The organism is Xanthomonas sp. F4 (assembly GCF_011761895.1).
The window spans coordinates 42,713-62,938 of the sequence record NZ_JAASQX010000001.1; the positions used below are offsets into that span (position 1 = coordinate 42,713).

16 protein-coding genes are annotated in these 20,226 nt (G+C 70.6%); 12 read left to right on the forward strand and 4 right to left on the reverse strand.

Annotated elements, in window-relative coordinates; genetic code table 11:
- Positions 1-76 precede the first annotated feature (76 nt).
- From FHR66_RS00210 to FHR66_RS00220, 3 genes are all read right to left on the reverse strand, one after another.
- Positions 77-2,974, reverse strand: coding sequence for a M16 family metallopeptidase (locus FHR66_RS00210; RefSeq protein WP_160968228.1), 2,898 nt, complete (start codon positions 2,972-2,974; stop codon positions 77-79).
- Positions 2,975-3,131: 157 nt separating this feature from the next.
- Positions 3,132-4,589 carry a cellulase family glycosylhydrolase gene (locus FHR66_RS00215; protein ID WP_160968226.1) on the reverse strand — a complete coding sequence of 486 codons (1,458 nt, stop codon included), beginning with the start codon at positions 4,587-4,589 and terminating at the stop codon, positions 3,132-3,134.
- A 256-nt stretch (positions 4,590-4,845) separates the two neighbouring features.
- Entirely contained in the window at positions 4,846-6,297 is a 1,452-nt protein-coding gene (locus tag FHR66_RS00220) for a cellulase family glycosylhydrolase (RefSeq protein ID WP_160968248.1), read from the reverse strand.
- Positions 6,298-6,608: 311 nt separating this feature from the next.
- On the opposite strand from FHR66_RS00220, the gene FHR66_RS00225 reads away from it, so the two are divergent.
- The gene (locus FHR66_RS00225) at positions 6,609-8,282 is read left to right on the forward strand and encodes a M28 family peptidase (protein WP_160968224.1); all 1,674 of its coding nucleotides are present in this window, start codon (positions 6,609-6,611) and stop codon (positions 8,280-8,282) included.
- Positions 8,279-8,821 (forward strand): hypothetical protein, encoded by a 543-nt coding sequence (locus FHR66_RS00230; RefSeq protein WP_456361715.1) that lies wholly within the window; start codon positions 8,279-8,281, stop codon positions 8,819-8,821. Before FHR66_RS00225 ends, FHR66_RS00230 begins: the two co-directional genes overlap by 4 nt.
- A 12-nt stretch (positions 8,822-8,833) precedes the next feature.
- Here FHR66_RS00230 and FHR66_RS00235 read toward each other — a convergent pair whose 3' ends face one another.
- Positions 8,834-10,426 carry an APC family permease gene (locus FHR66_RS00235; protein ID WP_160968222.1) on the reverse strand — a complete coding sequence of 531 codons (1,593 nt, stop codon included), beginning with the start codon at positions 10,424-10,426 and terminating at the stop codon, positions 8,834-8,836.
- Between the two features lie 269 nt (positions 10,427-10,695).
- Here FHR66_RS00235 and FHR66_RS00240 point away from each other — a divergent pair, with 269 nt between their 5' ends.
- The 10 genes from FHR66_RS00240 (at position 10,696) to FHR66_RS00285 (ending at position 20,218) form a co-directional block, all read left to right on the forward strand.
- The gene (locus FHR66_RS00240) at positions 10,696-11,118 is read left to right on the forward strand and encodes a hypothetical protein (protein ID WP_160968220.1); all 423 of its coding nucleotides are present in this window, start codon (positions 10,696-10,698) and stop codon (positions 11,116-11,118) included.
- A 10-nt stretch (positions 11,119-11,128) separates the two neighbouring features.
- Positions 11,129-11,578 carry a type II 3-dehydroquinate dehydratase gene (locus FHR66_RS00245; RefSeq protein ID WP_160959607.1) on the forward strand — a complete coding sequence of 150 codons (450 nt, stop codon included), beginning with the start codon at positions 11,129-11,131 and terminating at the stop codon, positions 11,576-11,578.
- Positions 11,559-11,777 (forward strand): hypothetical protein, encoded by a 219-nt coding sequence (locus FHR66_RS00250; protein ID WP_160968218.1) that lies wholly within the window; start codon positions 11,559-11,561, stop codon positions 11,775-11,777. The genes FHR66_RS00245 and FHR66_RS00250 overlap by 20 nt, the downstream gene beginning before the upstream one ends.
- Positions 11,778-12,053: 276 nt before the next feature.
- Positions 12,054-12,521: a lasso peptide biosynthesis B2 protein gene (locus FHR66_RS00255; protein ID WP_160968216.1), complete on the forward strand. Its 468-nt coding sequence runs from the start codon at positions 12,054-12,056 to the stop codon at positions 12,519-12,521.
- Positions 12,518-14,269: an ABC transporter ATP-binding protein gene (locus FHR66_RS00260; RefSeq protein ID WP_160968214.1), complete on the forward strand. Its 1,752-nt coding sequence runs from the start codon at positions 12,518-12,520 to the stop codon at positions 14,267-14,269. The genes FHR66_RS00255 and FHR66_RS00260 overlap by 4 nt, the downstream gene beginning before the upstream one ends.
- 13 nt (positions 14,270-14,282) lie before the next feature.
- The gene (locus FHR66_RS00265) at positions 14,283-15,521 is read left to right on the forward strand and encodes a lipopolysaccharide biosynthesis protein (protein ID WP_160968212.1); all 1,239 of its coding nucleotides are present in this window, start codon (positions 14,283-14,285) and stop codon (positions 15,519-15,521) included.
- A gap of 138 nt (positions 15,522-15,659) precedes the next feature.
- A complete protein-coding gene (locus FHR66_RS00270; RefSeq protein ID WP_456361716.1) occupies positions 15,660-16,937 on the forward strand; it encodes a hypothetical protein in 1,278 nt (425 codons plus the stop codon).
- Complete coding sequence (locus FHR66_RS00275; RefSeq protein WP_160968208.1) at positions 16,934-17,890, forward strand: NAD-dependent epimerase/dehydratase family protein; 957 nt, start codon at positions 16,934-16,936, stop codon at positions 17,888-17,890. Before FHR66_RS00270 ends, FHR66_RS00275 begins: the two co-directional genes overlap by 4 nt.
- Before the next feature lie 235 nt (positions 17,891-18,125).
- Entirely contained in the window at positions 18,126-18,869 is a 744-nt protein-coding gene (locus tag FHR66_RS00280; protein WP_160968206.1) for a TylF/MycF/NovP-related O-methyltransferase, read from the forward strand.
- Positions 18,866-20,218: a hypothetical protein gene (locus FHR66_RS00285; RefSeq protein WP_160968204.1), complete on the forward strand. Its 1,353-nt coding sequence runs from the start codon at positions 18,866-18,868 to the stop codon at positions 20,216-20,218. The genes FHR66_RS00280 and FHR66_RS00285 overlap by 4 nt, the downstream gene beginning before the upstream one ends.
- Positions 20,219-20,226: the final 8 nt, after the last annotated feature.

Consider the following 20,226-nt stretch of genomic DNA (forward strand, 5'->3'; position numbering starts at 1 on the left):
TGCGATAGCGCCGGCCACCCATGCGGGGGCCGGCGCGTCGCGCCTGGCGGGACCGTCCCGCCAGGCGTGTGCGGCGTTACTGCTTGGCGGCCGCCTTGGCCTTCGCCTTGACCGGCTGGCCGTCGCTGTCCAGCACCTGCACCTCGCCCAGCTTCAGCGCGCGCACCGGCGCTTCGATCTGCTTGAGGTCGCCGACGATGACCCAGGTCATCGCCTGCGGCGCCACGATCTCCTTGATCGCCGCTTCCGCCGCCGGCTGGTCGACCGCTTCCAGGCGCGTCTTCAGCGTCTGCACGTAGTCGTCCGGGCGGCCGTACTGGACGATGCCTTCCATCGCGCTGAGCACCGCACCGGTGGTCTCGAAGCTGCCCGGCAGGGCGCGCACGCGCTGTTCCTTGATCTTGGCGATCTCGGCGGCGGTCAGCGGCTTGTCGCCGACCACGGCCTTGGCTTCCTTGAGGATCTCGGCGGCCGATTCGGCGGTCTTGTCGGTCTGCACCGGGGCGAAGAACAGGAACGGGCGCTGGCCGATCGCGTCGATCATGAAGCTGTTGGCGCCGTAGGCCCAGCGCTTGTCCTCGCGCAGGTTCATGTTCAGCCGCGAGGTGAAGGTGCCGCCGAAGGCGCCGTTGGCCACGCCGATCGCCAGGTTGTTCGGCGCCTTGGTCGAGGGCGCCAGCAGGCCGGCCAGGATCAGCGACTGCGGGGCGTCGTCGCGGTTGATCAGGAACACGCGCGGCTTGGGCTGCGCGGCCACCTGCGGCAGGCTCTTGGTCGGGCGCTTGCCGGACGGAGCCTGCCAGTCGCCGAACGCGGCATCCAGCTGCGGGATGATCTTGGTCAGGGTGGTGTCGCCGGCGACCAGGATGCGCACGTTGTCCGGACGCAGCCAGTTGTTCTGGAACGCGCTCAGGTCGCCCGCGGTGAGGCTCTTGATCGCCGCCTCGGTGCCGGTGCCGGTGAGCGGCACGCCGTACGGATGGCTGGGGCCGTACAGCAGCGGCGGCAGGGTGCGCAGCGCCAGGCCCTGCGGCTGGGTCTTCTCCTGCGCGATCGAGGCCAGCCACTGGCCGCGGATGCGCTCGATGTCGTCAGCCTTGAACGCCGGGTTGCGCACGATGTCGGCGAACAGGTCCAGCGACGGCGCCAGCTGGTCGTTGAGTGCGTTGAGCGAGGCGTCGCAGCTGTCCAGTTCGCAGGACACGCTGGTCATCGCGCCCAGGCGCTGGCGGCGCTGCGCCACGTCCACCGAATCCAGGTTGCGGGTGCTCTCGTTCATCAGCGCCGCGGTGAAGTTGGCGGTGCCGAGCTTGCTGCCGCGGTCGGTCGCGTAACCGGCATCGAACAGCAGCTGGATCTGCGTGACCGGGATGGTGTGACGCTCGGCCAGCACCACCTCGATGCCGTTCTTGAGCTTGCCGCGCTGCAGCTGCGGGAAGCTCAGACTCGGGAACTGGCTGGTCTCCGGCACGCCGGCGGCGCGGTCCACCTGCGACTTGCCGACGCTGTAGTTGCCCTTGGCCGGCACCTTCGGCGCGGGCTTGCCCGGTGCCGCGGCCAGCGGCTTGACCGCCTTGTCCTCGGCGGCCGGATCGAAGCCTTCCGGCGCCGGCAGCACGGTCAGCAGGTAGTCGCCCTTGCCGAACCAGGTGTCGGCGGCCTTGCGCACGCTGGCGACGGTGGCCGCCTGCGCGCGTTCCAGGTCCTTCTTGTAGGCGCCCGGATCGTTGCGGTAGACCTGGCCCTCGGCCAGCACCGTGGCCTTGCCGCCGAAGCCGCCGACCTTCTCCAGGCCGCGTACGAAGCCGGCGCGGTAGCCGACCTGGGCGCGCTGCAGTTCGTCGGCGGTGGGGCCTTCGGCCAGGAACTTCTGCAGTTCGTCGGCGATGGCGGCCTCGACCTTGGCCGGGTCCACGCCTTCCTTCACGTCGGCGGTGATCTGCAGCTGACTGGCCAGCGCGAACGACTGCAGGCCGGCGGAGACGTCGTCGGCCAACTTGTCGCGGTAGACCAGGCGCTGATACAGGCGGCTGGTCTTGCCGCCGCCGAGCACGGTGGTGGCCAGGTCCAGCAGCACCGCATCGTCGGTGCCCAACTGCGGCGCGACCCAGGTGCGGTAGATGCGCGGCTGCGCGACGTGGTCGTGCTGCACGCCGCGGGTCTGCTTGGCCAGCGGGGTGATCCACGGCTGCTGGCGCGGCACCGGGCGGCCGGCGGGGATGTCGCCGAAGTACTGCTCGGCCTTGGCCTTGGCCTGCGCCACGGTGATGTCGCCGGCCAGCACCAGGGTGGTGTTGGCGGCGCCGTAGTTGTCGTGGAACCACTGCTTGACGTCGTCCAGCGAGGCCGCGTCGAGGTCGGCCATCGAGCCGATGGTGTCGTGCTGGTAGGGGTGGTTGGCCGGGAAGATGTTGGCCAGGATGTTCTCGTCGACGCGGCCGTAGGGACGGTTCTGGCCCTGGCGCTTCTCGTTCTGGACCACGCCGCGCTGGGTGTCCAGTTCCTTCTGGCCGATCGCGCCGAGCAGGTGGCCCATGCGGTCCGACTCCATCCACAACGCGGTGTCCAGCGCGGTGGTCGGCACGGTCTCGAAGTAGTTGGTGCGGTCGAACCAGGTGGTGCCGTTCATGTCGGTGGCGCCGACCTTCTCGAACGGCTGGAAGTAGGTGCCCTTGTGGTTCTCCGAGCCGGAGAACATCAGGTGCTCGAACAGGTGCGCGAAGCCGGTCTTGCCCGCCGGCTCGTCGCCCGAGCCGATGTGATACCAGATGCTCACCGCCACCACCGGCGCCTTGTGGTCCTCGTGCACCACCACGGTCAGGCCGTTGGGCAGGGTGAAGCGGGTGTAGGCGATCTCCGGCGCGGTCGCCTGGGCCGGCGTGGCCGCGGCCAGGGCCGACGGCGCGGCGACCAGGGCGGCGCCGGTGCCGAGGGTGAGGATGCTGGAGATCAACAGCGACAAGGGTCGGAGCATGGGCCGGGCCTGAGTGTGGACAGTGCGCCAGCATAGAGGCGCAGCGGCGGCCGCGGGAACGTGACTGATGGCACACCGAGGGGGCGGCGACCGGCTCCGCGCACGGCCACGCCCGGGGAGCGTGGCCGTGCGGGATCTCAGGAACGCAGCGCAGCGTTCAGCGCGCGGCGCAGAAGCCGAACTCGGCGGTCGCGCCCGGAGCCAGGGTCTTGTTCCAGCCCACGCCGCTGGCGCTGAGAGTGGTGCCGGACTGGGTCCAGCTGGCGTTCCACAGGTTGCTGACGGTGCCGCTGATGGACAGGGTGGCGGTCCAGTCGCCACTGCTGCCGCCGGTGTTGCTGACCTGCACGCGGTTGCAGTAGCCGGCGTTCCAGTCGCTGTCGACCAGCACCTTGGTGCTGAAGCTGCTGCCGGACGGTGGCGGCGCGGGCGTTCCGCCGCCGCCGTTGCCACCGCCGTTACCGCCCTCACCACCACCACTGCCGCTGCCGGCGCCGGCGCCGTCCCACAGCTTCTTCAGCAGGGTCACCTTGTCGTTGCGCACCGTGCTCCAGTCGTCGTTGAGGATGCCGCCGGTGTCGCCGCTGTTCGGGTTCCACGACCAGTAGAAGCCGCTGTGGATGCCCTTGCCGATCAGGTAGTCGACCAGCGCGTTCTGCCACTGCACGTCCAGCGGGTTGCCCTGGCCGTACTTGCCGCCGAACTCGCCCAGCAGCAGCGCGTGGCCGGCCTGGACGAACCGGCCGAAGTGCTGCTCCCAGATCGCCGGCATGTTGGCCGGGAAGTTGGAGGCGCTGAAGTAGGACTGCATGGACACGTCCGGCCCGTACACGTGCGGGGCGAGCAGCAGGCGGTTGGCCGGAATCGCCAGCGGGGTGCAGGCCAGCGGTTCCAGGTTCTCGCCCCAGAAGTGCGCGGTGCCGCTCGAACAGGTCGGCGTGTCGGCGATGCCTTCGACCACGATCAGCCAGTTCGGCGCCGCTTTCAGCACCGCCGCCGACGCGCGTTCGGCCGCCTTGTTCCAGTCGGTGGCGGCATTGCCGCTGCCCCAGGTGGCGGCGCCATGCGGCTCGTTCTTCAGGTCCAGGCCGAGCACCCCCGGCACCGACGCGTAGCGCTTGGCGACGAAGCTCAGGTCGTCCAGCCATTGCTGCTCGCTGTAGCTGCCGGTGTACCAGAGCTCGGAGATGGCGTTGCAATCCGGCGTGTGGTGGTCGAGCAGCACGTACATGCCGCGGCTGCTGAGTTCGTTGATCACCTTGTCCAGGATCTGCAGCGAGTTCAGGCCCTGCAGGTCCGGATTGCGGCTGTAGTCGATGCTGCCGGGCGACACCGCCTGCAGCGTCTGCGGGCAGAACGGCAGGCGCACGGCGTTGAAGCCCAGCCCCTGCATCTGCGTGATCATGTCCTTCCAGTTGCGCGCCCACAGGCCGTGCACGGTGTGCTGCGAGGTCTCGAAACCGAACCAGTTGACGCCGCGCAGTTGCACGGTGTTGCCGGCGTCGTCCACCACCTTGCCTTGCTGGATGGCGTAGCTCCAGGCCGAGCCGCTGGCGACCACGAGCGCCGCGGCCAGCAGGCAGCGGGTGAGGCGGGAATGCAGGGACCGTTTCATCGCGGTGCTCCGATGGCGGCCGGTGCGGGGCGCGCCGGCCAAGGGGGGGCGGATGCTTGGCGGCGATGATCGGCAGTGTCCCGCCGCGGCGGCCGTGATTGCCGTTGCAGAAGACGTGCTTGTCCACCGATTGCGCGCAGGCGCTGTGGTGGCGTCCACGGGCGCGCAGTCGCCCGGCGCAAATGCCAACGGCAGCGTCGTGGGACGCTGCCGTTGGCATGGGCCCCGCGCGCTGCGCGAGGCGATGGCGCCGCCTTCAGCGGGCGGCGCAGAACCCGAACTCGGCGGTGGCGCCGACGGCCAGGGTCTTGTTCCAGTCCACGCCGCTGGCGCTGAGCGTGGTGCCCGACTGCGTCCATGTGGCGTTCCACAGATTGTTGACGGTGCCGCTGATGGACAGGGTGACCGCCCAGTTGCCAGTGGCGCTGCCGCTGTTGGTCACCTGCACGCGTTCGCAGTAGCCGGCGTTCCAGTCGCTGTCGACGATGACCTTGGTGCTGAAGCTGGCGCTGCCCGGGGCCGGGGCCGGGGTCGGCTCCGGGTTAGGCGTAGGCGTCGGAGTGGGCGTAGGTGTAGGCGTCGGCGTGGTGCCGCCGGTGTCGCCCCACAGCCGCTTCAGCCCGGCCATCTTCTCGGTGCGCACGGTGGTCCAGTCGTCGTCGAGTACGCCGCCGGTGTCGCGGCTGTTGGGGTTCCACGCCCAGTAGAAGCCGCTGCGGATGTTCTTCTTGATCAGGTAGTCGATCAGCGCCTTCTGCAGGATCGGATCCTGCGCCTGGTTGCGGCCTTCGTTGCCGCCGAACTCGCCGATCATCATGGCGTAGCCGCGCTGGGTCAGCTGGCCGAACTGGCGCTCCCAGATCGCCGGCATGTTGGCCGGGAAGCTGCCGTCGCCGAAGTAGGGCTGCCAGTTCACGTCCGGGCCGTACACATGCGGCGACAACAGCAGGCGGTTGGCCGGCACGTTGAGCTTGGTGCAGGTCAGCGGTTCCAGATTGCCGCCCCACCAGTAGCCATTGCTGCTGGAGCAGGTCGGGTTGTCGGTGATGCCCTCGACCACGATCAGCCACTTCGGCGCCACCTTCAGCACCGCCGCCGAGGCGCGCTCGACCGCCTTGTTCCAGTCGGTCTTGAGGTTGCCGGTGCCCCAGGTATTGCGGCCATTCGGCTCGTTCTTCAGGTCGATGCCGATCACGCCCGGCACCGACGCGTAGCGCTTGGCCACGAAGCTCAGGTCGCTGAGCCACTGCTGCTCGCTGTAGGAGTCGGTGTACCAGAGTTCGGAGATACCCTGGCAATCGGGCGAGTGGTGGTCCAGCAGCACGTACATGCCGCGGCTGCTGAGTTCGTTGATCACCTTGTCCAGCACCTGCAGCGAGTTCAGACCCTGCAGGTCCGGATTGCGGCCGTAGTCGATGCTGGTCGGCGCGACGCCGCGCAGGGTCTGCGGGCAGAACGGCAGGCGCACGGCATTGAAGCCCAGGCCCTGCATCTGCGTGATCATGTCCTTCCAGTTGCGCGCCCACAGGCCGTGCACGGTGTGCGCGCTGCCTTCGAAGCCGAACCAGTTGACGCCGCGCAGCTGCACCGCGTTGCCGCGGTCGTCCACCACCGTGCCTTTGCTGATCGCGTAACTCCAGGCCGAACCGCTGGCGGCCAGCAGCGCGGCGGCCAGCACGCAACGGGTGATGCGGGTGAGGGGGGACATCGACATCTCTGCAGGTCTCCGGAAGCGAGCGGGCCCGCAGTCGGAGCGGCCCGGGTGAGGTGGGGAGTGACGGTTCTCACGCCGGGCTCGGGTGGAAGCCAGGGCGGGCGCGCGGATCGGCATGGGCCACCGGATCGGCGCGGACCCCGCGGTGCGCGAGCGCGGCATTAGAGCATGTTCAGCTTCGTATTTGAGTGGTTTATCACAATAAATTTTTGCGACAGCGCACGTATGACGGTCGTTCGACCCACCACGACCCGGTCGGGGCGCCGCTACACTCGTCCTTCTTTGTGTCTGCCGAGGGGAACCAAGTGAAACGACCGATCCTGAGCCTGCTGGCCCTGGCGCTGTCCGGCGCCTGCCTGGCGGCACCGCCGCCCGCACCGACCTTCGACACCAAGCGCCTGTCCACCGACGTCAAGACCCTGGCCTCCGACGCCTACGAGGGCCGCGCCCCGGGCTCGGCGGGCGAGGAGAAGACCGTGGCCTATCTGAGTGCGCAGTTCCAGGCGGCCGGCCTGCAGCCCGGCGGCGACCTGCGCGACGGCAAGCGCCTGTGGACCCAGGCGGTGCCGCTGCGCCGCGCCGACATCGTCGGCACCCCGACGCTGGCGATCGCCAGCGGCGACCAGCGCCAGGCCCTGACCCAGGGCCAGCAGATCGCCGTGCGCGCCGCGCTCGACGGCAGCAGCCAGGTGACCCTGGACGGGGCGCCGCTGGTGTTCGTCGGCTACGGCGTCAAGGCGCCCGAGCGCGGCTGGGACGACTTCAAGGGGGTGGACCTGAAGGGCAAGATCGCGGTGGTGCTGATCAACGACCCCGACTTCGAGACCGGCAAGGGCGCGTTCGACGGCAAGGGCATGACCTACTACGGCCGCTGGACCTACAAGTTCGAGGAAGGCGCGCGGCAGGGCGCGGCCGGCGTGCTGATCGTGCACGAGACCGCACCGGCCTCCTACGGCTGGGCCACCGTCGCCAACTCCAACACCAACAGCATGTTCGACGTGGTCCGCGACGATCCCAAGACGGTGCATCCGGAGCTGGAGGGCTGGATCCAGCGCGATCTGGCGGTGGACCTGTTCAAGCGCGCCGGGCTGGATTTCGATGCGCTGAAGAAGCAGGCGCAATCGCGCGACTTCAAGCCGGTGGAACTGAAGGGCGAGCGCCTGTACGCCGACTACGCGGTGAAGTCGGAGGTGATCACCTCGCGCAACGTGGTCGCGCGGCTGCCCGGCAAGACCCAGCCGGACGACACCCTCATCTACACCGCGCACTGGGATCACCTGGGCGTGGGCGCGCCCGACGCCAAGGGCGACCGCATCTTCAACGGCGCGCTGGACAACGCCAGCGGCGTCGCCGCGCTGCTGGAACTGGCCCGCGCCTTCGCCAAGGGCCCGGCGCCGCAGCGCTCGGTGGTGTTCATGGCGGTCACCGCCGAGGAGAAGGGCCTGCTCGGCTCGGAGTACTACGCGGCCAAGCCGCTGTATCCGCTGGCGCGCACGGTGGCGGTGATCAACATGGACGGCATGAGCCCGTTCGGGCCGTCGCGCGATTTCGGCATCTACGGCACCGCCAAGCTGGAACTGCTCGACGACCTCAAGCGCGTGGCGAAGGGCTGGGATCTGCGCTACACGCCCGATCCGAAGCCGGAAGCCGGCTACTTCTTCCGCTCCGACCACTTCTCCTTCGCCAAGCGCGGCGTGCCGGCGCTGTCCTTCGCCGCCGGCCAGGACTGGGTGGACGGCGGCGTGGCGGCCGGCAAGGCCGCCGCGGACGACTACACCGCCAAGCGCTACCACCAGCCCGGCGACGAATGGCAGCCGAACTGGACCTTCGCCGGCGCCGCGCGCGACATGCAGGTGCTGTACACGCTGGGCGAGGAACTGGCCAACTCGACGCAGTGGCCGAACTGGAGCCGCGACTCCGAGTTCCGCGCCACGCGCGACGCCAGCGCCGCGCAGCGCCAAGCCGCGCCCGCCAAGTGAGCCACGCCCCGTTGCCGCCTGCCCCGCAGGCGGCCCCGGACCTGCTGCCGGGCGTGCGTGCGGACGTTGCCGATCAGGTCGACATGGACGCGGGCAACGACCCGCTGCCGCGCTGGCTGGTCGGCGTTGGCGTCGTCATGACCTTCCTGTTCGTCGGCCCGCCGCTCGGGACCGTGGTGGTCGGGCTGCCGGTGGCGATCGCGATGACCTGGGGGGAGAGCAACGGCGTCAGCGCCCCGCTGCTGCTGCTTCTGCTGATGGCGATGTTTTCCTATGTCTTCGGCGCCTTGCCGGCGCTGCTGACCGGTCTGTTCGCCGCCCGTGCCTGGCCACGCCTGCGCGGCTGGCGCGCGCATCTGCGGATCGGCCTGATCGGGGCCGGCACCTCGGCGGTGTGCGTCGCCGCGGCGCTGGCCCTGTTCGATAGACGCGACGACCCGTCCCACCAGGGCCTCGTCGCGGTGGGCCTGTGCGCCCTGGCCGGTTTCGTCGGCGCCGTGCTGCTGTCGCGCGCGTTGCAATTCCTGCGCGGCGGCTGACGCCGCCGCGGCTCAGCCGGCGCTGGCCTGCTGCAGCGACGGGGTGCGCCAGCCGGCGCGCACGCCCCAGAAGTAGAAGCCCAGCGCGACCACGCCGACCACCACCAGGTCCGGCCCGTAGGACAGATAGCCGTGACCGCCGAAGGTGGTGCTGCCGGCCCACGACAGCAGGGCGATGGTCGGCAGGTAGGCGATCAGCCAGCTGGCGCCGCGCAGGTGCCGGCGGAAATCCTTCCAGCCGTCGCGCTGCTGGTAGTAGGCATACACCGGCAGGGCCACCAGCATCAGCAGGATGATCTCGCCGGTCAGCGGCCAGCGCGCCCAGTACAGCAGTTCGGTGGCCAGCACGAAGGCCGCCGCGGCCAGCACCGGCAGGCCGGCGATGCGCAGCGGGCGGTGCATCTCCGGCGCGTGCTTGCGCAGCGCCATGGCGCTGATCGGGCCGGTGAGGTAGGAAATGATGGTGGCCACCGAGATCACCGCCGCCAGCGTGCCCCAGCCGCGGAAGAAGAACAGGAACAGGTAGGACACCAGCAGGTTGAAGAACATCGCCGGCCGCGGCACGCCCCAGGTCGGATGGATCCGGCCCAGCACCTTGGGCATGGTGCCGTTGCGCTCCATGCCGTAGATCATCCGTGCGGTGGTGGCGGTGTAGGTGATGCCGGTACCGCTGGGGCTGATGAAGGCGTCCACGTACAGCAGCATCGCCAGCCAGTGCAGGTTGACGATGATCGCCAGCTGCGCGAACGGCGAGCGGAAGTCGATGCCGTGCCAGCCGGCCTTGGCCAGCAGGTCCGGCGGCACCGCGCCCAGGTACGCGACCTGCAGCAGCACGTAGACCACCGTGGCCAGCGCGATCGAGCCGAGCACCGCGAACGGGATGCTGCGCCCGGGATTGCGTGCCTCGCCGGCCAGATTCACCGGGCTCTGGAAGCCGTTGAAGCTGAATACGATGCCGGCGGTGGCCACCGCGGTCAGCACCGCAGCGAAGTCGATGGTGTGGCTGCCGCCGTGCAGGCCGACGCTGAAGTTCTCGCTGTGGAAGCCGCTGGCGATCAGCGCAATGCCGGTCAGCGCCGGCACCACCAGCTTGAACACGGTGATCAGACTGTTGGAGCGCGCGAACAGCTTCACGCTCCAGAAGTTCAGCAGGAAGTACACCAGCACCAGCACCGCGGCGATGCACAGACCGGGCACCGACAGCTCGCCGGCGCCGCCGGGCTGCTGCACGTACAGGTCCTGCGCCCACTGCCACGGCCACGAGGCCATGTACTGCACCGAGGCCTCGGCCTCCACCGGGATCACCGACACGATCGCGATCCAGTTGGCCCAGCCGGCGATGAAGCCGACCAGCGAGCCGTGCGAGTAGTGGCTGTAGCGGACCATGCCGCCGGACTCGGGGAACATCGCGCCCAGCTCGGCATAGGCCAGGGCAATGGTGGTGACGATCGCCGCGCCCAGCACCCAGGCCCAGATCGCACCGGGGCCGGCCAGCCCGGCGGCGCGCCAGGCGCCGAACAGCCAACCGGAACCGATGATCGAGCCGAGGCCGGTCAGCATCAGGGCGAACGGGCCGACATCGCGGCGCAGAGCGGAGTGGGTCATGGCAAGTCCGGGCGGCGGCGGGAAGCGGGGGATGATCGCATGGAAAGCCGGGAGTCGGGATTGGGGATTGGGGATTGGCTTAGAAGCAGGGATTGGGGATTCGGGATTGGTGGAAGCGCAGTGCCGCCATCCGCTTTTGCGACTCCCCAATCCCGAATCCCCAATCCCCGCCCTTACGCAAGCTTTACGCCCACAGCGCCCCAACGCCATGGAACGCTTACGCGGCGCGCGCGCAGACTGCGCCCCGTCCTTCCCGTTGGATGTGTTCCATGTCGATTCTGCTGATCCAGGGCCCGCATCGCGATGCGTCGGCCATTGCCGCGGCGCAGTGTCTGGCCGCTTCCCATGCCGCGCACGTGGTGCCGGTGGCCTGCGCCGATGCCGCGCAGATCGTGGCGCGGCTGCAGCAAGGTGCGTGCGACGACACCGAACTGGTGCTGCTGGATTCCGGCGAGTTGCCGGCGTCGCAGTTGGCCGACCACGGCGCGCAGCTGTGCGCGGCATTGGACGCGCTGGGCCACCCATACATCGAGATGCACGACGCCAGCGCGCAGGCGCTGGAACCGCTGCTGCACCCGCGGCACGCGCCGTTGCTGACGGTGATCGCCAATGGTGCGCTCGCCGACAGCTACGCCATCGCCCTGGGCGTGGCGCAGCGCCGGCTCGGCGCGCGCGCGGCGCTGGCCAACTGAGGGCGCCGCCATGTCGATCCTGTTGCTCCGTGGCCCGGACTGCGTGGCCGGCCATCGCGGCCGCCCGGCGCGCATCGCCCCGCCGGTGATGCGGCAATTGCTGGCCAATGCCGGGCGCGCCGGCAAGACCCTGGCCGTGCGCGGCTGCGCCAGCGAGCGCGAACTGCTGCAGGCACTGGCCCAGGCCGACCAGGCCGGCGTGGAGATGCTGTTGCTGGATCCGGGCGCGTGCTCGGACAGCGCCGTCACCGCCGATGCGGTGGCGCACCTGCGCCGGCCCTACGTGGAAGTGCACGACGACGCCAGCGATCGCCGCGAAGCCTGCCTGTGCGCGGCCTCGGGGCAGCGCCTGGGCCAGGTCGGCGGCTACTGCGCGCAGGGCTACGCGCTGGCGCTGTCGATCGCGCTCGAACACCTGGGCTGCAACGGCTACGAAGGCGATGTCCACGTCGGCACCTGAGCGCGCGCGCCATTACCTGGCCGACTACGAGGCCTACAGCTTCGGCCAGCGCGTGGCCTGGGGCACCCTGGCGCACACCTGGGCCGAGCCGGCGCCGCTGGACCCGGAGCGGCTGCTGAGCCGCCTGCGCACGCAGGCGGCGCAACGCCACGGCGTGGACAGCAGCGAGATCCGCATCCGCAGCGTGAGCCGGCTGTAGGGCACGCCCTCGCGCACCGCGGACGCGGCGCGCGGCGTGCCCGGCACGGCACGGGGCACATTTGCTAGGCTGGCGCATCCGCGCTTGCGCCATGGCCGCTCGGCAACCCGCCGCGGCGTCGAGTGCGCCGGCTTTCGCGGTCGTCCTCCCTGCGCAGGTGTCGCCGATGTCCCTTGTGTCGCCGCTTCCGCGTTCGCGCCTGCCGACAGCACGAGGCGTCCGTGCGACGGCGCTCTGCGTTCAGCGCGCTGCGCCTCTGCGGCGGCGGGAGCGTTCATGCCCGGCGGCCTGAGCGGCTTCCTGCGCCTGCCTCGATTCGAACGCTGCCTGCTGTTGCCGGCCTGGGTGCTGCTGGGTGCGGCGCGTGCCGCGGTGCTGGCGCTGGGCTTCCGTCGCCTTGCGCCATGGCTGGGACGCGGGGTGGCGGAGCCGCCGCCCGCGCCGGTGCTGGATGCACGGGCGCAGCGCCGCGCCATCCAGATCGGGCGCACCTTGCGCCTGGCGGCGCGGCATACGCCCTGGGAATCCAACTGTCTGGCCCAGGCGCTGAGTGCGCGCTGCCTGCTCGGCCTGTTCCGGGTGCCGCACATGCTGTGCTTCGGCGCGGCGCGGGCGCCGGAGACGTCGGCGCTGCAGGCCCACGCCTGGGTGGTCGCCGGTCCGGTCCGGGTCACCGGTGGCGGTGGCGTGGAGCGTTTCGCCCGGATCGGTTGTTTCGTGGTGCCAGCGGAACCGCGGCGATGAGCGCTTGGCGCGCCTTGCGCCGGTTGCTGGGCTGGGCGCCGCGTGGTCGCCTGCTTGGCGTATTCGTTCTGATGTCGCTGGCCGGCGGCAGCGAGGGCATCGGCGTGCTGCTGCTGGTGCCCTTGCTCGGCGCACTGCAAGGCGGTGGCGCGACCAGCGGCGGTGCGATGGCGGATGCCGTCGGCGAGATCGTCGGCATGCTCGGCTTGCCGTCCGACGCCCCGCTGCCATTGCTGGCGCTGTTCTGCGCGCTGGTGCTGTTGCGCAATGGCATCCATTACGCACGCGAGCACGCTGCCGCGCGCTTGCAGCAGGACGTGGCCGAGCGCCTGCGCGAGGCCAGCTTCGCCGCACTGCTGGAGGCGCAATGGCGATGGTTGGTGGCCCAGCGCAGTAGCGACCATGCCAGCCTGATGCTGACCGAAGTGGAGCGGGTCGGGGTCGGGCTCGGCCATGCATTGCTCATGCTCGCGTCCCTGGCCACCGCCATCATCTACCTGTTCGCGGCCATTGCACTTGCCGGGACGCTGGCGTTGGCCACGGTCGTGGCGGGTGCGCTGCTGCTGTTGCTGCTGCTCGGCCGCCGCCGTCGCGTGCTGTGGCTGGGCAGCGCGCTGACCCAGACCAGGCAGCGCCTGCATGCCGGCATGCACGACAGCCTGGCCGGGTTGCGCCTGGCCAAGATCCTGGGGGCCGAGGCGCGCTATCGTGCTGTCGTGAACCGCGATGCGACGGCCGTGCGCGACCTGCAGGCGCGCTTCGCGTCGGGCCTGGCGCTGTCCAAGGCGCTGCTGCACAGCGCGGCAGCGCTCCTGCTGGCCGCTTATGTGCTGCTGGGTCTGCAGGTCTGGCACCTGCCGCTGGCCGAGCTGCTGATCCTGGTGGTGATGTTCGCGCGCTTGCTGCCATTGCTCACAATGGCGCAGCAGCAGCACCAGTACTGGGTGCATACCGTGCCCGCGTTCCTGGAAGTGGAGCGGCAACTGGAGCAAGCGCGCGAGTGGTCCGAGCCGGCGCTGCCGCCGCGTGCCATCGACTGGCAGGTCCAGACGCAGATCGCCCTGTGCGATGTGCAGGTGCGTTATGCCGGTCGCGAGGCGTCGGCCCTGCAGGAGATCTCGCTGGTCTTGCCGGCGCGCACCACCACCGCCATCGTCGGCGCCTCCGGCGCGGGCAAGAGCACGCTGGCCGATGTGCTGTGCGGTCTGTTGGGCCCGGACCGGGGCGCGCTGGAGATCGACGGTGTGACCCTGGATGCGCACGCGCGCCGCAGCTGGCGGCACGCGGTGGCGTACGTGTCGCAGGACACCTTCCTGTTCAACGACAGCATCCGCAACAACCTGCTGCTGGCCGCACCGCACGCCGATGCGGCAACGCTGCAGCTGGCCCTGGAGCAGGCCTCGGCGCAGTTCGTGCATGGGCTGCCGCAGGGCTGGGAGACCGTGATCGGCGATCGCGGCATGCGCCTGTCCGGGGGCGAGCGGCAACGCCTGGCGCTGGCGCGTGCGCTGTTGCAACGGCCGGCGTTGCTGATCCTGGACGAAGCCACCAGCGCGCTGGATCACGACAACGAGGCGCGCATCCGCGCCGCGATCGAGCGCCTGCACGGCGATCTGACCGTGGTGGTGATCGGCCATCGGCTGGCCATGCTGGAACGCGCGGACCAGGTAGTGGTGCTGGAGGAGGGCCGGGTGCGCGCGCAGGGCCGCTGGCACGAAGTGGCCGCGGCATGGACCGGCGCGGCATGACAGGCCTGTGCGGATGAGCGCGCCACGCACGTCTGCCTGGCGCGCCGGCGCCGGTGCCTTGTCCGCGCAATGGGGGGCGATCCTGTGCGTGGCGGCGGTCTCGCTGGGGTTGTCGGTGTGGTTGGCGCGCAGCATGCAGCCGGAGGGATTCGGCCGTTACGCCTACCTGCTCAACCTGGCGACGCTGCTGGCGCTGACCCAGGATGCCGGGATGCGCACGCTGGTGCTGCGCGAGCGCGTGGCGCCCAGCCCGGGGCTGGCCGAATACGCGACGGCGTTGCCGGGCCTGGCGCGCGGGCATCTGCTGCTGGCGACGCTGTTGCTTATGATCGCGGCGCTGTTATTGCCGCGCAGTGCCGGCGACCCGGCGCTCGGGTGGGCCGTGCTGTGCTTCGCCGCGGTGACCCTGTCGCAACTGGTCTCCGCGCAGCTGAAAGGCGCCGGGCACTGGCGCCGCGAGGCGCGTTGGCAGGTCGGCGCGCGTGCGCTGAGCGGACTGTCGATCGTGCTCGCGGTGCTGCTCCTGGGCGCCCGTCCCGAGGTGGTGTTCGCGGCCTGGGCCGTGGGGCTGCTGCTGGCGTACGCGCTGCTGGGTCGGGATCTGCACGATCGGCCGCGCTGGCGGCCGCAGGCCGCGGTGTATCGCGCCGCGGCCGGCTTCCTGTGGATCGACCTGGCGACCTGCCTGTACCGGCGCAGCGACATCGTCATCCTGCATCGCGCGGTGTCGCCGGCCGAGGTCGGCCAGTACGCCGCGGCCTATCGTCTGTTCGATGGCGTGCTGTTGCTGGCGGCGCCGGTGGCCCTGCTGTTCTTCCGGCGCCTGCGCCTGCGCCTGAGCCGCGTCGATCCCATTGCCGCGCAACGTCTGCAGCACCGTACCCTGGCCGCCGCGGCACTGGCCGGCATCGTGCTGGCGCTCGCCGGTGCCGCGCTCGGCAGCTGGGTGGTCGCGCTGCTGTATGGGCAGGCATACCGATCCACGGCGGGACCGCTGGTGGGCTGGCTGTTCGCCGCGTTCGTGTTCGTGCTGCCGAACTACGTGCTGACGCAAACGGCGATCGCGCTCGAGCGCCAGCGCTGCTACATGCTTGGCGCCGGCCTGGCGGCCGCGACCAACCTGGCGCTCAACCTGGTGCTGACGCCGCACTACGGCGCGCGTGGCGCAGCGCTGGCCACGATCGCCACCGAGGCGGTGCTGGCGGCGACGTTGTGGCTGGGGTTGCGCCGCGCCGCCGCACCGGCGGGGTGAGCCGCTTCGCATTGCCGCCATCGCGACCGGTATGGCACAGTGCCGGCTCCTCCAGCCGCCGATCGACATGAGGGGACATGCGATGCCGCGTAAGGCGCTGCGCCGGGCTGGTGACTTCCTTGTGACGCGAACACGGCGATGGATCCGATGCCTGGCAGAGACGATGTGCGTGACCGTGGCGACGATGCGTCGTTGGGCGACCTGCTGTTGGAGTTGCTGCGTTTCTATCGGCAGTTCGGCCGCCTGCTGATTCCCGTGGCCGCACTGCTGGCGCTGGCCGCCGGCGTGCTGGTCGCGCTGCGCCCGGTCTACAGCGTCAGCGCGCTGCTGGATGTGCCGCAACTGACCCTGGAGCAGTGGCGGCGACTGCAGCCGATGCTGTCGGATCGGCAACTGGTGGCCGATTCGGTGGCCGCCATCGCATTGCCGGCGGACCTGCGCGAACGCGTGCAGCGGCAGTTCCAGCAGCCGCGCTACTGGGAGACGCGCGTGCAGTACCGCAGTGCGGTCGAGCGCGACGACATCCGCCAGCAGGTCAATATCGATCCGAAGACGGTCGGCGCGCTGGGCCTGGAGGTGGCGATCAACGCACGCGACGATGCGGCCGCCACGCAGCAGTTGCAGGCGATCGCCCAGCACGTGCGGCAGGTGATGCTGTGGGGCGGCCTGCGCGATGCGCTGGATGGCATGCGCCAGCAGACCGTGGAGAAGCGGCCGGAACTGCAGATCGCGCAGATCCAGCAGCAATTCGCCATCCAGCAGAGCACCCAGCAGGCGGCGGACATGCAGGCGTTGCTGGAGCGCTATCCGGAACTGCGGCGCAGCGAGGTCAACACGGTGGTCTCGGTCGGCGACGGCGGCGGCAAGTACTTGTCGCCGCTGGCGCAGATCGTGGCGTTGCAGGCCACCATCACCGAGACCCGGGCCAATCTGCGCCAGGGCCAGCGCGAACTCGAACAGCTCGACTGGAAGCAGCGTTTCCTCGCCTGTGCCGACAAGCGCGCCTCGACACTGCATTCGGGCAAGGCCCTGCAGGACTGGCTGCAGGCGTGCCACGCGGCGGTCTTCGCCGCCGGTGCGCAGGCCGATTCGGTGCGGGAGCAGATCGCACGCGAGATCGAACTGACGCTGGCCCAGCAACGCGGGCGCGCCCAGCAGGTGCGTTACCGGGCGCTGCCGGCGCTCTCGGCGACGCCGGTGCCGGCGCGGCGACCCCTGCTGGTGGCAGTCGCGGTGTTCGTGGCGGCGCTGCTGATGATGTCGCTCGGGCTGGGCCTCTATGTCGCGGCCCGGCGTCTGCGCGATCCGTCCGCGTGGTCGCCGCAGCGCGATCCACTGTTCGCCTGGCTGCCTGCCGGACTGCAGCGCCGGTTGTTGCCCGACGACGCGTCGCCGCCTGTACCGAGGCGATCGTGAAACGGGTGCTGGTGACCGGCGCCGCCGGCATGATCGGACGCCGGCTGGTCATGGCGCTGTTGCAGCGCGGCGACGCGGTCGCTGGCCTGGACGACCTGTCCAGCGGCATGGCCCTGCCGGAGGGCCTGCACGTCGCGGCCGTCGCCGACATCCGCGACACGGCCGCGGTGGCTGCCTGTTTGCGTACGTTCCGCGCCGACGCGGTGGTGCACCTGGCCGCGATCCACCATATCCCGACCTGCGAACGGCAGCGCATGCATTGCCTGCAGGTGAACGTGGTCGGGACCGAGAGCGTGCTGCAGGCCGCCGACGACACCGACGTGCGACAGGTGCTGATCGCCTCCAGCGGGGCGGTGTACGCCTGGGGCGAGCAGGCGCTGGACGAAGCCGGCAGCCCCACCGAGGCGCGCGACAACTACGCGCTGTCCAAGCTCTGCAACGAAGGCCAGTTGCGCCTGTGGTGCGCGCGCGGCGGCGGCCGCCGCGGCCGGGTGGCGCGCCTGTTCAACAGCATCGCCCACGACGATCCGAACGCGCATCTGATTCCCGAGGTGCTGGCGCAACTGGCGGCCGATCCGGCGCCGGCGCCGCTGGTGCGGCTGGGCAACCTGCAGCCGCGCCGCGATTACCTGCATGCCGACGATGCGGCCGCCGGGCTGCTGGCCCTGCTCGACGATGCGCGGGCGGAGCCGGCCTACGATGTGTTCAATCTGTGCTCGGGCGTGGAACACTCGGTCGGCGAACTGGTGGAGGAAATCGGTGCCTTGCTCGGCCGGGCACCGCGGGTGCAGGTGGATCCGCAGCGGCAGCGTGCGCATGATCGGGCGCATCAGCTCGGCAACCCGGCCAAGGCCGCCGCGGTGCTGGGCTGGCGCACGCGCTGGACCCTGCGCGAGGCGTTGCGGCGCACACTCGCGCCGGAGCAGGCTGCGGACACACGCGTTCCCGGATGAGCGCACTCGACCGGATCGCTCAGCGCGCGGCCGATCCGCGCGTGCAGCCGGTGGCGAAGGTCGTCGAGGACGGTGTTCTCGACACCGTGCCGTGTGCGTCGCGCGCATCTGCCGCTGACCAGGCGTGCGCCGCCGTCTCCACGGTCACGCGCACCCGCGTGCGCCATTGCGCTGGTCGGGATCGAGCCTGGATACTCGGACGTTTCCGCCCCTGGCCCGACGCACGGTGTCCGACGTGTCCATAACGCTCATCGAACGCCTCAAGCTCGCCTATCGCGGCCTCCGGGTCGGCGCGAACCTGCATCGCAACGATGCACTGGGCGCGCTGTATCGCGCCTGGGCCTACGTGCATGCCACCCAGCTTGCCGGCGATTACTACGAGTTCGGCGTGTACCGCGGCAACAGCCTGGCCCATGCGTGGCTGTGCTATCGGCACCAGCGGCGGCGCATCGAGCGCAGCGCCGGTTTGCCCTTCCAGCACCGGGGCACGGTGCTGGGCTTCCTGGCGCAGCGGCCGCGGTTCTACGGCTTCGACACCTTTGCCGGCATGCCGCGCAATGCCGAAGGCGAGGACAGCCTGGCCACCGGCAGTTTCCTCGCCGCCCAATCCGAGGCGCAGGCGCGCTGCGCCGCGGTGGGGCTGCGCGCGCCGGACCTGCACTTGGTGCCCGGCCTGTTCGCCGACAATGCGCATGCCATCGGCCACGCCCAGGCAGCGATCGTGAACCTGGATTGCGATCTGTATGCCTCGGCATGCGATGCGCTGACGTTGATCGCGCCACGCCTGGTCCAGGGCAGCGTGCTGCTGTGCGACGACTACGATCTGTTCCAGGCCGATCCCCGGCGCGGCGAACGGCGCGCCCTTCGGGAATGCGCCGAGCGGTTCGGCATCGAATTCGAGCCGTGGTTCGCCTACGGTGCGGCCTCGCGCGCCTTTCTGTGCCATGTGCCGGCGGCCGGATCTCTCGCCCGGCCATGAGCACGGCCGGGCGCCTGCGCGCGGGATTCGTGTCCGGCGCGCTGCTGTATGCGCTCGGGCAGGGCTGCGCATTGCTGTTCCAATGGCTGCTGTTGCGTCAGTTCGGCCTGCAAGGCTATGGCGAGGTGGGGCTGGCGCATCTGGGACTGACCACGGTGCTGTTTCTGGCCGACCTGGGCTACGCCTCGCTGTTCCTGCGCGAAGATCCGGCCGCGCCGGGATGGGAGATGCGCTGGCGGCAGGCGCTGCGCCATCGGCTGCTGGCCACCCTGGTGCTGGATCTGGCATGGGTCGTCGCAGCAGGATGGTCATGGCAGTGGCGGGGCGCGGGCTTCGGCTACGTGCTGGCGGTACTGCCGGCCACCTTGTTCGGCCTGGTCAATTATTCGGCGCCGTTGCTGGCGCAGGCACGGCGGTTGTCGGGATTCGCCGTGCAGCAGGTCGCGATGCCGGTGGCGATCTTGGCCTGGTTGCTGCTGCGGCCGTTGCCCGGGTGTGGCGGCGCGGTCGGCGCCGGCATCGCCGTGAGCATCGGCTATCTGCTGCAGGCGCTGGTCAACATGGCGGTGTTCGCCGCGCCGCCGCGCCTGCTGTGGCCGCAGCGCGGCCACGGCCGCCATCTGCTGGCAACGGCCGTGCAGCTGTCGCTGCTTGGCATCGCCGGCATCCTGCACGACCGCCTGACGCCGCTGCTGCTGGCGGCGGTGGCGCCGGGCTTCCTGCCGGTGTATCTGTTCCTGGGCTATCTGCTCAACGGCGCCAGCGGCGTGTTCAACCAGTTCAACCGGCTGCTGCTGGCCGAGGCCGCCAGCGAGGCCGGCCAACGCTGGGCGCAGTGGCTGATCTCGCTGGTGCTGGGCGGCGCGGCGCTGGCCGCGCTGCTGCTGCCGCTTGCGGTGGCGGCCTGGGGCAGTGCCGAACAGCGGGCCTGGTGGCCATGGACGACGCCGGTGTTGGCCGGTGGTGCGACGGTGCTGCTCAGCGGGGTGCTGGCGGCGCTGCTGATCGGGCGCCATCGCGAACGCGCGCTGTTGCGCCTGCTGCTGATCGGCTTGCTGTGCAGCGCGGGGCTGCAACTGGCCGCTGCGGCATGGGCAGCGCCGCAGTGGCTGCTGTGGGGGCGGCTGCTGTGCCTGTTGGGGATCGCCGCGGTGAGTCTGCGGCTGTGCGGCCTGCGCCTCAACGGCGGCGGCGCCGCGGCCCTGCTCGCGGCGCTGCTGGCGGCCTCGCTCTGGGGCGGGCGGATCGGCTGGACGCTGGCGGCGGTGCTGCTGCTGCCGGCGCTGTGGACGGCCTGGCGCCAGCGCAGCCTGTTCGCGCCCGCGCCCGCGCCGGAGCGCGCGGCGTGACGCGGTCG

What these genes read in the sequence shown, in the direction of transcription:
- FHR66_RS00210 (WP_160968228.1), bottom strand. Translation starts at nt 2,974, where the DNA reads ATGCTCCGACCCTTGTCGCTGTTGATCTCCAGCATCCTCACCCTCGGC.
- FHR66_RS00215 (WP_160968226.1), bottom strand. Translation starts at nt 4,589, where the DNA reads ATGAAACGGTCCCTGCATTCCCGCCTCACCCGCTGCCTGCTGGCCGCG.
- FHR66_RS00220 (WP_160968248.1), bottom strand. Translation starts at nt 6,297, where the DNA reads ATGTCCCCCCTCACCCGCATCACCCGTTGCGTGCTGGCCGCCGCGCTG.
- FHR66_RS00235 (WP_160968222.1), bottom strand. Translation starts at nt 10,426, where the DNA reads ATGACCCACTCCGCTCTGCGCCGCGATGTCGGCCCGTTCGCCCTGATG.
- FHR66_RS00240 (WP_160968220.1), top strand. Translation starts at nt 10,696, where the DNA reads ATGTCGATTCTGCTGATCCAGGGCCCGCATCGCGATGCGTCGGCCATT.
- FHR66_RS00245 (WP_160959607.1), top strand. Translation starts at nt 11,129, where the DNA reads ATGTCGATCCTGTTGCTCCGTGGCCCGGACTGCGTGGCCGGCCATCGC.
- FHR66_RS00250 (WP_160968218.1), top strand. Translation starts at nt 11,559, where the DNA reads ATGTCCACGTCGGCACCTGAGCGCGCGCGCCATTACCTGGCCGACTAC.
- FHR66_RS00255 (WP_160968216.1), top strand. Translation starts at nt 12,054, where the DNA reads ATGCCCGGCGGCCTGAGCGGCTTCCTGCGCCTGCCTCGATTCGAACGC.
- FHR66_RS00260 (WP_160968214.1), top strand. Translation starts at nt 12,518, where the DNA reads ATGAGCGCTTGGCGCGCCTTGCGCCGGTTGCTGGGCTGGGCGCCGCGT.
- FHR66_RS00265 (WP_160968212.1), top strand. Translation starts at nt 14,283, where the DNA reads ATGAGCGCGCCACGCACGTCTGCCTGGCGCGCCGGCGCCGGTGCCTTG.
- FHR66_RS00270 (WP_456361716.1), top strand. Translation starts at nt 15,660, where the DNA reads ATGGATCCGATGCCTGGCAGAGACGATGTGCGTGACCGTGGCGACGAT.
- FHR66_RS00285 (WP_160968204.1), top strand. Translation starts at nt 18,866, where the DNA reads ATGAGCACGGCCGGGCGCCTGCGCGCGGGATTCGTGTCCGGCGCGCTG.